The 12,682-nt window shown below is 49.9% G+C and carries 12 protein-coding genes; 6 read left to right on the top strand and 6 right to left on the bottom strand.

What is annotated here, in order from left to right; all coding sequences use genetic code 11:
• Nucleotides 1-54: 54 nt before the first annotated feature.
• From parE to nudF, 5 genes are read right to left on the bottom strand one after another with little or no spacing between them, the layout of a single operon-like run.
• A complete protein-coding gene (gene parE, locus A7090_RS16040; protein ID WP_105274769.1) occupies nucleotides 55-1,947 on the bottom strand; it encodes a DNA topoisomerase IV subunit B in 1,893 nt (630 codons plus the stop codon).
• 28 nt (nucleotides 1,948-1,975) lie between these two features.
• Entirely contained in the window at nucleotides 1,976-2,557 is a 582-nt protein-coding gene (gene yqiA / locus A7090_RS16035) for an esterase YqiA (RefSeq protein ID WP_105274768.1), read from the bottom strand.
• Entirely contained in the window at nucleotides 2,557-3,384 is an 828-nt protein-coding gene (gene cpdA, locus A7090_RS16030; protein ID WP_105274767.1) for a 3',5'-cyclic-AMP phosphodiesterase, read from the bottom strand. Before cpdA ends, yqiA begins: the two co-directional genes overlap by 1 nt.
• A gap of 24 nt (nucleotides 3,385-3,408) precedes the next feature.
• Nucleotides 3,409-3,831 (bottom strand): DUF1249 family protein, encoded by a 423-nt coding sequence (locus A7090_RS16025; RefSeq protein ID WP_105274766.1) that lies wholly within the window; start codon nucleotides 3,829-3,831, stop codon nucleotides 3,409-3,411.
• The gene (gene nudF, locus A7090_RS16020) at nucleotides 3,832-4,461 is read right to left on the bottom strand and encodes an ADP-ribose diphosphatase (RefSeq protein ID WP_105274765.1); all 630 of its coding nucleotides are present in this window, start codon (nucleotides 4,459-4,461) and stop codon (nucleotides 3,832-3,834) included.
• 204 nt (nucleotides 4,462-4,665) lie between these two features.
• On the opposite strand from nudF, the gene tolC reads away from it, so the two are divergent.
• The 6 genes from tolC to dsbI all read left to right on the top strand — a co-directional run bounded on the left by tolC (nucleotide 4,666) and on the right by dsbI (nucleotide 11,757).
• On the top strand, nucleotides 4,666-6,147 hold the full coding sequence (gene tolC / locus A7090_RS16015; RefSeq protein WP_105274764.1) for an outer membrane channel protein TolC: 1,482 nt from the start codon (nucleotides 4,666-4,668) through the stop codon (nucleotides 6,145-6,147).
• Nucleotides 6,148-6,294: 147 nt separating this feature from the next.
• Nucleotides 6,295-6,966, top strand: a complete 672-nt coding sequence (locus tag A7090_RS16005) for a DUF1190 family protein (RefSeq protein WP_000831533.1) — start codon at nucleotides 6,295-6,297, stop codon at nucleotides 6,964-6,966.
• Nucleotides 6,967-6,971: 5 nt separating this feature from the next.
• The gene (locus A7090_RS16000; protein WP_105274763.1) at nucleotides 6,972-8,132 is read left to right on the top strand and encodes a glutathionylspermidine synthase family protein; all 1,161 of its coding nucleotides are present in this window, start codon (nucleotides 6,972-6,974) and stop codon (nucleotides 8,130-8,132) included.
• Nucleotides 8,133-8,589: 457 nt separating this feature from the next.
• Nucleotides 8,590-10,386: an aryl-sulfate sulfotransferase gene (locus A7090_RS15995; RefSeq protein WP_105274762.1), complete on the top strand. Its 1,797-nt coding sequence runs from the start codon at nucleotides 8,590-8,592 to the stop codon at nucleotides 10,384-10,386.
• A 16-nt stretch (nucleotides 10,387-10,402) separates the two neighbouring features.
• Nucleotides 10,403-11,071, top strand: coding sequence for a thiol:disulfide interchange protein DsbA/DsbL (locus A7090_RS15990; protein ID WP_105274761.1), 669 nt, complete (start codon nucleotides 10,403-10,405; stop codon nucleotides 11,069-11,071).
• Between the two features lie 14 nt (nucleotides 11,072-11,085).
• Nucleotides 11,086-11,757, top strand: coding sequence for a protein-disulfide oxidoreductase DsbI (dsbI, locus tag A7090_RS15985; RefSeq protein WP_105274760.1), 672 nt, complete (start codon nucleotides 11,086-11,088; stop codon nucleotides 11,755-11,757).
• A 43-nt stretch (nucleotides 11,758-11,800) separates the two neighbouring features.
• Here the strand turns inward: dsbI and ygiD are convergent, their stop codons facing one another.
• Nucleotides 11,801-12,589 carry a 4,5-DOPA-extradiol-dioxygenase gene (gene ygiD / locus A7090_RS15980; protein ID WP_105274759.1) on the bottom strand — a complete coding sequence of 263 codons (789 nt, stop codon included), beginning with the start codon at nucleotides 12,587-12,589 and terminating at the stop codon, nucleotides 11,801-11,803.
• Nucleotides 12,590-12,682: the final 93 nt, after the last annotated feature.

The raw sequence follows: 12,682 nt of genomic DNA, 5'->3' as shown, positions 1-12,682 counted from the left end.
CCCGGTATACACTTGTATACTGGGCTATATTTTATTCTCCTGGCGGGAGGATTGTCAGACCTCAATTTCTGCCATGTCGCCTTTCTCCTGCAACCAGTTACGACGATCTTCCGAGCGTTTCTTCGCCAGTAGCATGTCCATCATCGCGTCAGTGCGTTGGTCGTCTTCATCGCTAATGGTCAACTGCACCAGACGACGAGTATTCGGATCAAGCGTGGTTTCGCGCAATTGCATCGGGTTCATTTCCCCCAGACCTTTAAAACGCTGAACGTTCGGCTTGCCTTTCTTGCGTTTTAATTGCTCGAGCACGCCTTCTTTTTCTTCTTCCGTCAGCGCGTAATAGACCTCTTTGCCCAAGTCAATACGGTACAGCGGCGGCAGCGCAACATAGACGTGTCCGTGTTTCACTAGCGTGCGAAAATGTTTTACAAACAACGCGCAGAGCAATGTTGCAATGTGCAAACCATCGGAGTCCGCATCGGCGAGGATACAGATCTTACCGTATCGCAGTTGGCTAAGATCGTCACTGTCAGGATCAATACCGATCGCTACCGAAATATCGTGCACTTCCTGCGAAGCCAGCACTTCGTCGGAAGAGACTTCCCAGGTGTTAAGGATCTTACCTTTCAGCGGCATGATCGCCTGATATTCACGATCGCGCGCCTGCTTGGCAGATCCACCTGCGGAGTCACCTTCTACGAGGAACAATTCGGTACGGTTGAGGTCCTGCGCGGTGCAGTCAGCCAGTTTGCCAGGCAGCGCCGGACCGCTGGTCAGCTTTTTACGCACCACTTTTTTGGCCGCACGCATACGACGCTGGGCGCTGGAAATCGCCATCTCTGCCAGCAGTTCAGCCGCCTGAACGTTCTGGTTCAGCCACAAAGTGAAGGCATCTTTCACCACGCCCGAAACAAATGCCGCACACTGACGCGAAGATAGACGCTCTTTGGTCTGCCCGGCAAACTGCGGGTCCTGCATTTTTACTGACAGCACATAGGCGCAGCGATCCCAGATATCTTCCGCTGATAGCTTCACGCCGCGCGGCAGAATGTTGCGGTATTCGCAGAACTCGCGCATTGCATCCAGCAGGCCCTGACGCAAGCCATTAACATGCGTACCGCCCTGCATCGTTGGGATCAGGTTAACGTAGCTTTCAGTCAGCAGTTCGCCACCTTCCGGCAACCACAATAACGCCCAGTCCACCGCTTCAGTATCACCAGAAAAATTACCGATAAACGGTTTTTCCGGCAGCGTCGGCAGGCCATTTACCGCTTCCGCGAGGTAATCGTTCAGACCGTCCTGATAGCACCAGCGTTGCTCGGTATTGTTGATCTCATCTTTAAAGGTGATCTCAACGCCGGGGCACAGTACCGCTTTGGCTTTCAGTACATGCGCCAGGCGCGAAACAGAAAAACGCGGGCTGTCAAAGAACGTTTCATCTGGCCAGAAGTGCACGCTGGTACCGGTATTGCGTTTACCGCAAGTGCCGACAACCTGCAAATCCTGCACCTTTTCGCCATGTTCAAACGCGATGTTATAGATTTGACCATCGCGGCGTACGTTAACTTCTACGCGCTTCGACAAGGCGTTAACCACCGAAATCCCCACGCCATGCAGGCCGCCAGAGAACTGGTAATTTTTGTTAGAGAATTTACCGCCTGCGTGCAGACGGCAAAGAATCAGTTCAACCGCCGGTACGCCCTCTTCCGGGTGAATATCCACCGGCATCCCGCGACCATCGTCAATCACTTCTAACGACTGGTCAGCATGTAAGATTACGTCCACGCGTTTTGCGTGACCCGCCAGTGCTTCATCGACACTGTTATCAATAACTTCTTGCCCCAAATGGTTAGGGCGAGTGGTATCGGTATACATCCCCGGACGGCGGCGAACCGGCTCAAGCCCGGTGAGTACCTCAATGGCATCAGCGTTATAAGTTTGCGTCATGGTTTAAGTTAGCAATTCGAGTTAATCGTCAGAGATGGTGCAGACCAAGAAAATCGACGATCGGGTTGAAATAATCTTCGAAGCCCGTGAATGCGTGGTTGCCGCCTTCTATGACAGTCTGGCGGCAGGAAGCGTAGTACGCCACCGCCTGGCGGTAATCCAGCACTTCATCTCCCGTCTGTTGCAGCAGCCAGATCAGATCCGGCGCTTCCAGCGGGTCAATCTGCATGACTTTGAGATCGTAAATATGGCGTGACTCTAGCACATATTGCTGCCCGGTGTAGGGGTTCTCGTTCTGACCGAGATAGTCCGTCAGCAGTTCAAACGGGCGCACCGCCGGGTTTACTACCACAGCGGGCAGCATAAAACATTGCGACAACCAGGTGGCGTAATATCCCCCCAGTGACGACCCGACGATACCCAGCGAATCGCCTCCATGTTCCAGGACAAGGGATTCCAGCAGTTCTGCCGCATCGGAAGGATACGGCGGTAACTGCGGAATGATCATCTCAACGTCAGGGTGATGTTCCACCAGCCAGTTTTTCAACAAGCTCGCTTTTGCAGAACGCGGCGAACTGTTGAAACCGTGTAAATAAAGAAGCGTTGACATCAGTAGCCTTCTGAAGCGGTATCAGGTTGGAAACGTGTATCCACCAGGCGGTGCACCTCGGTGGTCAACGTACCATCTGCATGTAACTCGAGCGTACGCCAACCGGGCGCAATGGTGTCCAGCGTAAAGTTGGAACAATGCGGCTTAAACTGTACACAGGTCGACGGTGTTGCCAGCAGGCGGCGACCATTCCAGTCGAGATCCAGCTCCTGATGGATATGTCCACACAGCAAGTATTTGACGTGCGGAAACTTCACCAGCACGTTATCCAGTTCGCCCGCGTTACGCAGGCTGTGTTGATCAAGCCAACTACACCCCGCAGGTAGCGGGTGATGGTGCAACAGCAGCAAGGTATGGCGTTCTGGCGTATCGGCCAGCTTACGTTCCAGCCACTCAAGCTGAAACTCGCTCAGCTCACCGTGCGGCACGCCAAACACCTGGCTATCCAGCAACAGGATTTGCCATTGCTCACCTATAAACACCCGCTTCGCCGGGGAGATACCCGCATCCTGTAACGCGCTGTACATCGCAGGCTGGAAATCGTGGTTGCCCGGCAGCCAGACGCAGGGCGCACGAAAACTTGCGATGCCTTCAGCGAAATGCTGATAGGCCGCAGAAGATTGATCCTGCGCTAAATCACCTGTCGCGACAATCAGATCGAATTCGTGCTGGTGTGGACGAATCGCCTCCAGCACCGCCTGGTAGCTTTCCCAGGTGTTTACCCCCAACAGGGCTTCGTGCTTTTGCGCAAACAAGTGAGTGTCGGTAATTTGTAAAATCCTGACTCTGGCCTCACCAGCCAGAGGAAGGGTTAACAGGCTTTCCAAATGGTGTCCTTAGGTTTCACGACGCTAATAAACCGGAATCGCCATCGCTCCATGTGCTAAACAGTATCGTAACCAGTCCGCTAAAAACTGGTTAATTTGATGCTTTTCGTCGCGTTGATGCAACTTTTTATTGGGGTAATCATACCGCGCTTTGAAGCGAAAAATCTGCTGACTTGAACACACTTCAGCCACCATCGCGTCATGATACAGACGCACCGTCATTGACGGAAGGCTCCAGTAACTGATCGCGGGCGCAGTCTGTTCTATTGTCACCAGGGTAGTGTATCGGGTCGATTCCACAATCGTTAGCCGATATTGTGCGTTTGCCACCTGATAGCTTACAGTTTCGCCTGGTACGTCATTGCGCGGTAACAAACGGCGCAATTGTGAAAAGTTCATCTCGCACAGGCGCATCATTTCAGGAAAGTCAGGTGTGTAACGCTTCATTTATGCCCACTCATTTTTTAACGCTTGATGATGCAGCTGCAGCCATTGCAAAGCGATGACCGACGCTGCGTTGTCAATTTTCCCCTCTTCTACCCACTGGTATGCCTGTTCCCGGCTTACCACATGAACGCGAATATCTTCGTTTTCATCAGCCAGACCGTGAATACCACTTGCGGTCGTGGCGTCCACTTCGCCCACCATAATTGACGAACGCTCACTGGTGCCTCCCGGACTTGCCAGGAAACTTAACACCGGTTTGGTCCGTTTGACTATCAGTCCCGCCTCTTCAATCGCCTCGCGACGGGCGACATCTTCCACACTTTCACCTTCTTCAATCATCCCGGCCACCATCTCCAGTAGCCAGGGGGTTTCGCTGGTGTCGTACGCGGCAATCCGTATCTGCTCAATCAGCACAACTTCATCACGCACTGGGTCAAAGGGTAGCAAGACTGCGGCGTGACCGCGCTCAAAAATTTCCCGCCGAACCTCCTGACTCATTTGCCCGTTGAATAGACGATGGCGAAATCTATAAAGATCTAATGAAAAAAAACCGCGATAAAGTGTTTCTCGTGCAATAATTTCTACATCGTTTTTGCCAAATGTAACGGGCAGATTGTCTGGCTTAAGCATGATTAATGTCCTGGCACTAATAGTGAATTAAATGTGAATTTCAGCGACGTTTGACTGCCGTTTGAGCAGTCATGTGTTAAATTGAGGCACATTAACGCCCTATGGCACGTAACGCCAACCTTTTGCGGTGGCGGCTTCTGCTAGAATCCGCAATAATTTTACAGTTTGATCGCGCTAAATACTGCTTCACCACAAGGAATGCAAATGAAGAAATTGCTCCCCATTCTTATCGGTCTGAGCCTTTCTGGGTTCAGTACGTTGAGCCAGGCCGAGAACCTGATGCAAGTTTATCAGCAAGCACGCCTTAGTAACCCGGAATTACGTAAGTCTGCAGCCGATCGTGATGCTGCATTTGAAAAAATTAATGAAGCGCGTAGCCCATTACTGCCACAGTTAGGTTTAGGCGCAGATTACACCTACAGCAACGGTTACCGCGATGCAAACGGCATCAACTCCAACGCGACCAGTGCGTCCCTGCAGTTAACTCAATCCATTTTTGATATGTCGAAATGGCGTGCGTTAACGCTGCAGGAAAAAGCCGCGGGTATTCAGGACGTCACATATCAGACCGATCAACAAACCTTGATCCTCAACACCGCGACCGCTTATTTCAACGTGTTGAATGCCATTGACGTTCTTTCCTATACTCAGGCGCAAAAAGAAGCGATCTACCGTCAGTTAGATCAAACCACCCAACGTTTTAACGTGGGCCTGGTGGCGATCACCGACGTGCAGAACGCCCGCGCACAGTACGATACCGTGCTGGCGAACGAAGTGACCGCACGTAATAACCTTGATAACGCGGTAGAGCAGCTGCGCCAGATCACCGGTAACTACTATCCGGAACTGGCGGCGCTGAATGTCGAAAACTTTAAAACCGACAAACCACAGCCGGTTAACGCACTGCTGAAAGAAGCCGAAAAACGCAACCTGTCCCTGTTGCAGGCACGTTTGAGCCAGGACCTGGCACGCGAGCAAATTCGTCAGGCGCAAGATGGTCACTTACCGACTCTGGATTTAACCGCGTCTACCGGGATTTCTGACACCTCTTACAGTGGTTCGAAAACTCGTGGTGCCGCTGGTACTCAGTATGACGATAGCAATATGGGCCAGAACAAAGTTGGCCTGAGCTTCTCGCTACCGATTTATCAGGGTGGAATGGTTAACTCGCAGGTGAAACAGGCACAGTACAACTTTGTTGGTGCCAGCGAGCAACTGGAAAGCGCGCATCGTAGCGTCGTGCAAACCGTGCGTTCCTCCTTCAACAACATTAATGCATCTATCAGTAGCATTAACGCCTATAAACAAGCCGTAGTTTCCGCTCAAAGCTCATTAGACGCAATGGAAGCAGGCTACTCGGTCGGTACGCGTACCATTGTTGATGTGTTGGATGCGACCACCACGCTGTACAACGCCAAACAAGAACTGGCGAATGCGCGTTATAACTACCTGATTAACCAACTGAATATTAAGTCAGCTCTGGGTACGCTGAACGAGCAGGATCTGCTGGCACTGAACAATGCGCTGAGCAAACCGGTTTCCACTAATCCGGAAAACGTTGCCCCGCAAACGCCGGAACAGAATGCTATTGCTGATGGTTATGCGCCTGATAGCCCGGCACCAGTCGTTGAGCAAACATCCGCACGCACTAGCACCAGTAACGGTCATAACCCTTTCCGTAACTGACGACGACGACGGGGCTTCGGCCCCGTCTGAACGTAAGGCAACGTAAAGATACGAGTTATCTGCCGCATTCTTCCCCCTTCTCGCTTCAATTTCGACCAGCCATCCTCTATTCTGATGGGTATTTACCACTGGTCCCGGAAGACAAAAATGAAACGGACAAAATCCATACGCCACGCATCGTTCCGCAAAAACTGGAGCGCACGCCATCTGACACCTGTCGCTCTCGCGGTTGCCACTGTTTTTATGCTGGCAGGCTGTGAAAAGAGTGATGAGACAGTGTCTCTCTATCAAAATGCTGATGACTGTTCAGCTGCAAACCCAGGCAAAAGCGCCGAATGTGCCACCGCGTACAACAATGCGCTGAAAGAAGCCGAACGTACTGCGCCGAAATACGCCACCCGTGAAGACTGTGTTGCTGAATTTGGCGAAGGTCAGTGCCAGCAGGCACCAGCCCAGGCTGGCATGGCACCAGAAAACCAGGCGCAGGCCCAGCAATCCAGCGGGAGTTTCTGGATGCCGCTGATGGCCGGTTACATGATGGGGCGTCTGATGGGCGGCGGCGCGGGATTTGCACAGCAGCCGCTGTTCTCCTCGAAAAACCCTGCCAGCCCGGCTTACGGTAAATATACCGACGCGACCGGTAAAAACTATGGCGCAGCCCAGCCCGGCCGCACCATGACCGTACCGAAGACAGCCATGGCGCCGAAACCGGCGACCACCACTACCGTTACCCGCGGCGGCTTTGGTGAATCTGTTGCCAAACAAAGCACCATGCAGCGTAGCGCAACTGGCACCTCTTCTCGTTCAATGGGTGGCTGATACCGATGGAAAGAGTCAGTATTACCGAGCGTCCGGACTGGCGCGAAAAAGCCCACGAATACGGTTTCAATTTTCACACCATGTACGGCGAGCCGTACTGGTGTGAGGATGCTTACTACAAGTTGACCCTCGCCCAGGTTGAAAAGCTGGAAGAAGTCACCGCCGAACTGCACCAGATGTGCCTGAAAGTAGTGGATAAAGTAATCGCCAGCGATGAGCTGATGACCAAATTCCGCATTCCAAAACACACCTGGAGTTTTGTGCGTCAGTCATGGCTGACTCACCAGCCATCACTTTACTCTCGTCTTGATCTGGCGTGGGATGGCATAGGCGAACCTAAGCTTCTGGAAAATAACGCCGATACGCCAACGTCACTATACGAGGCGGCGTTCTTTCAGTGGATCTGGCTGGAAGATCAGCTTAACGCGGGCAATCTGCCGGAAGGCAGCGACCAGTTTAACAGTTTGCAAGAAAAGCTAATTGATCGCTTTGCCGATCTGCGTGAACAGTACGGCTTCCAGTTGCTACATCTCACCTGCTGTCGCGACACGGTGGAAGATCGCGGCACTATTCAGTATTTACAGGATTGCGCTGCTGAAGCCGAAATCGCCACCGAGTTCCTGTACATCGACGATATCGGTTTAGGCGAAACAGGTCAGTTCACAGATCTACAGGATCAGGTGATTGCTAACCTGTTTAAGCTGTATCCATGGGAATTTATGCTGCGCGAGATGTTCTCTACCAAGCTGGAAGATGCTGGCGTGCGCTGGCTGGAACCGGCGTGGAAGAGCATTATCTCCAACAAGGCGCTTCTGCCACTACTGTGGGAGATGTTCCCTAATCACCCAAACCTGCTGCCTGCTTATTTTGCGGAAGATGATCATCCGCAAATGGAAAAATATGTGGTTAAGCCGATCTTCTCGCGTGAAGGTGCAAACGTGTCGATCATCGAGAACGGCAAAACTATTGAGGCGGCAGAAGGCCCGTATGGCGAAGAAGGGATGATTATTCAGCAATTCCATCCGCTACCGAAATTTGGTGACAGCTATATGCTAATTGGTAGCTGGTTGGTGAACGATCAACCTGCCGGAATTGGTATTCGTGAAGACCGGGCGCTGATTACTCAAGATTTGTCCCGCTTCTACCCCCACATTTTTATTGAATGATAACTCTCCTGGCTGCCCTTATTATAAGGGCAGCATATCATATTGCAGAAACTATACCCCTCCTCAATATATTATAACTGAATCACCCCTCTTATTTAACATTAACAAATAACTTAACGTTAATTTGTCACATGCAATCATTATTGCAATTTAAAAACCCAAGCTATCACCATGATTTTATTGATAAAATATATAAAAATAACTAAAAATCACTACAACAACCCAAAAAACAATGCTGGTCAGATCACACTAAACAATATTGAGCATTGTTCTTGAAATATTACCTCCATACTATTTGCTAAAGGTAAAAATACATTTCTGCTGAACAAAAACCATAAAAAAACAACAAAGAGCATTTCTATCCATTATTAACAGCCACTCATTTTCGCAATTTATTACTTAGCACCATCTGAACAATAATTATTATATGTTTTACATTATATAAGGAGATGTATCCATGTTTGATAAATATAGAAAAACACTGGTAGCCGGAACTATTGCATTAACCCTGGGTTTGTCTGCTACAGGCGCGATGGCTGCAGGTTTCAAACCTGCACCTCCTGCCGGGCAGCTAGGTGCAATAATCGTCGATCCCTATGGCAACGCTCCTCTTACTGCATTGGTTGACTTAGACAGCCATATCATTTCTGATGTAAAAGTTACCGTCCATGGCAAGGGCGAAAAAGGTGTTCCAATTACCTATGCCGTGGGTAAAGAGTCGCTGAAAACTTACGATGGCGTGCCTATTTTTGGCCTTTACCAAAAATTTGCTAACAAGGTTACCGTTGAGTGGAAAGAAAACGGTAAAGCGATGAAAGATGATTATGTTGTGCAAACTTCTGCCATCGTAAACAACTACATGGATAACCGCTCCATCACCGATTTGCAGACAACTAAAGTTGTTAAAATCGCGCCTGGCTTTGAAGACCGCCTCTATCTCGTTAACACCCATACCTTTACCTCGCAGGGTTCTGACCTCCACTGGCACGGCGAAAAAGATAAGAACGCCGGTATCCTTGATGCGGGTCCGGCAACGGGTGCATTACCGTTTGATATCGCGCCATTTACATTCATTGTTGATACCCAAGGTGAATATCGCTGGTGGCTGGATCAAGACACCTTCTATGATGGCCGTGACCGCAACATTAACAAACGTGGCTATCTGATGGGTATCCGTGAAACACCGCGTGGCACCTTTACCGCCGTCCAGGGTCAGCACTGGTATGAGTTCGATATGATGGGCCAGGTGTTGGAAGATCATAAATTGCCTCGTGGCTATGCTGACGCTACCCATGAATCTGTTGAAACACCAAATGGTACTGTGTTGTTACGCGTAGGTAAGAGCAACTATCGCCGTGATGATGGTATACACGTAACCACCATTCGTGACCATATTCTCGAAGTTGATAAATCCGGTCGCGTTATTGATGTATGGGATTTGACCAGAATCCTCGATCCGAAGCGTGATGCATTGCTGGGTTCGTTAGACGCTGGTGCAGTCTGCGTTAACGTTGACCTAAACCACGCAGGACAGCAGGCTAAACTTGAGCCGGATACTCCGTTCGGTGACGCATTAGGTGTTGGACCAGGCCGTAACTGGGCACACGTTAACTCCATTGCTTATGATGCTAAAGATGACTCAATCATCCTTTCTTCCCGTCATCAGGGTGTTGTGAAAATCGGTCGTGATAAGCAAGTTAAATGGATACTGGCTCCATCCAAAGGCTGGGAAAAACCACTGGCTGGCAAACTGCTGAAGCCTGTTGATGCCAATGGTAAACCGATCACTTGTGATGAAAACGGTAGGTGTGAAAACTCCGATTTCGACTTCACCTACACCCAGCATACCGCATGGATTTCCAGCAAAGGCACGCTCACCATCTTTGATAACGGTGATGGTCGCCACCTGGAACAACCCGCCTTACCGACCATGAAATATTCACGTTTTGTTGAATATAAAATTGATGAGAAGAAAGGTACCGTCCAGCAGATTTGGGAATATGGTAAAGAACGTGGCTACGATTTCTATAGCCCGATTACCTCTATAATCGAATATCAGGCAGACCGTAACACTATGTTCGGCTTTGGTGGTTCAATTCACCTGTTCGATGTCGGGCAACCGACAATCGGTAAGTTGAATGAAATTGATTACAAAACCAAAGAAGTCAAAGTGGAAATCGACGTAATGTCTGATAAAGCAAACCAGACTCACTACCGTGCGCTGTTAGTACGTCCACAACAAATGTTTAAATAATTAAGAGGGAACAGAAATGTCAAATAAATGGATATCATCACTGTTTAAAAGCGTGCTGTTGACCGCTGCACTGGCAGTGCCGTTCACCGCGTCTGCTTTTACTGAAGGCACGGATTATATGGTTCTGGAAAAACCCATTCCAAATGCCGACAAAACCTTGATCAAAGTGTTCAGCTACGCGTGCCCATTCTGTTACAAGTACGACAAAGCAGTGACTGGTCCGGTATCGGAAAAAGTGAAAGACCTCGTCACGTTCACACCTTTCCATTTGGAAACCAAAGGTGAGTACGGGAAACAAGGTAGTGAAGTCTTTGCGGTAATGATCGCTAAAGACCAGGCTGCTGGCGTTTCTCTGTTCGATGCTAACTCAAAGTTTAAAAAAGCGAAGTTTGCCTACTACGCTGCTTACCACGATAAGAAAGAGCGCTGGTCTGATGGTAAAGATCCGGCAGCCTTTATCAAAACAGGTCTGGATGCTGCGGGCGTGAGCCAGGCAGACTTTGACGCGGCGCTTAAAGAACCAGCCGTTCAGGAAACACTTGAAAAATGGAAGGCTGCGTATGATGTCGCAAAAATCCAGGGTGTTCCAGCATACGTAGTCAATGGTAAGTATTTGATTTACACCAAAAATATCAAATCCATTGACTCTATGGCTGACCTTATCCGTGAGTTAGCAAGCAAATAACAGGGAAACAGGCTATGGGTATTAAGGGAATGTGGAAAGACCTTCGCACTTCACCAGTGGACACGCTGGTAAGATGGCAAGAGAAGCGCTTCTTGTGGCTGTTAATGGCCGTTGCGATGGGCGCGCTGATTATTCTGGCGCACTCTTTCTTCCAGATCTATCTCTACATGGCACCATGTGAACAGTGTGTTTACATTCGCTATGCCATGTTTGTGATGGTTATTGGAGGATTGATTGCGGCGATCAACCCAAGAAACATCGTCCTCAAGCTGATTGGATGCGTAATGGCGTTTTACGGCAGCATTATGGGACTTAAGTTTTCGTTCAAACTGAATGATATCCATCATGCGGTACATAACCCTGATCCGGATTCACTGTTTGGCGTACAAGGTTGCTCTACAGATCCAACTTTCCCCTTTAACCTGCCGCTGGCACAGTGGGCACCAGAGTGGTTCAAACCTACCGGGGATTGTGGCTATGACGCACCAGTCGTTCCCGATGGCGTCACACTGAGTAGCACTCAGCAATGGTTTGTTGACCTTTACCAGCAATCCGAAGGCTGGTATCTGCTGCCACCGTGGCACTTTATGAATATGGCTCAGGCTTGTATGCTGGCTTTTGGTATGTGTCTGGTGCTGCTGGTCATCATGAGTGGCGCATGGGCGCTTAAAATCGTCAGAGGCTAACTCAGCCCCCCGAAGCCAGTCATTCTGGCTTCGGGTCCTTTTATTAGCCTACCTGCACCGACAACATACTTAAACTGCCCATTTCTATACCCTCAACCGGAATGGTAATTGGCTCCAGCCCATCCCATGCACCTAACACATACAGCAGTGGCAAAAAGTGTTCCGGCGTTGGGTTCGATAAAGCGCCACCTTCATGGTCGAGGTAATTCACAAGAGGATGTTGTTCCACTGGTCCTTGCCACGTCAGATTCGCTTTCACATATTCATTAAATGACGTCGCCCACGGATAGGGTGAACTATCACCATGCCACTTCATTGTGCGCAGATTATGCACCACGTTGCCACTGGCAACTAACATTATCCCGTCATCACGCAGCGCCGCGAGTTTGCGCCCCATTTCGAAATGCCAGGCGACAGGTTTGCTACTGTCGATACTCAACTGCACCATAGGGATATCGGCGTCAGGATACATCTTAATCAGCACGCCCCAGGAACCATGGTCAAAGCCCCATGCATCTTTATCCAGCGTCACAGGGACCGGCGCTAACAACTCAACCAGACGCTGTGCCAACGCAGGCGAACCCGGAGCAGGATAATTCATGTCGTACAGCGCCTGCGGGAAGCCGCCAAAATCATGAATCGTGGGCGGCGTCTCCATCGCGGTCACTCCTGTTCCTCGGGTAAACCAGTGAGCCGAAACCACCACAATCGCTTTCGGACGTGGCAATGTCACCCCCAACTTCTGCCAACTGTGGGAATACAAATTATCTTCCAGCACGTTCATCGGACTACCGTGACCTAAAAACAATGCTGGCATACGCGTTGAAGACATGATGATATCCTTCTCTAAAAGTGTCATTTTGATATCCTCACAATACGCTTGTTTGGTGGAGTAAGAACCCGGATAACAATGATGGTGATCATC

The sequence above is a fragment of the Escherichia sp. MOD1-EC7003 genome, assembly GCF_002965065.1.
Lineage (GTDB): Bacteria > Pseudomonadota > Gammaproteobacteria > Enterobacterales > Enterobacteriaceae > Escherichia.
This window is presented reverse-complemented; position numbering and strand designations above follow the sequence as displayed.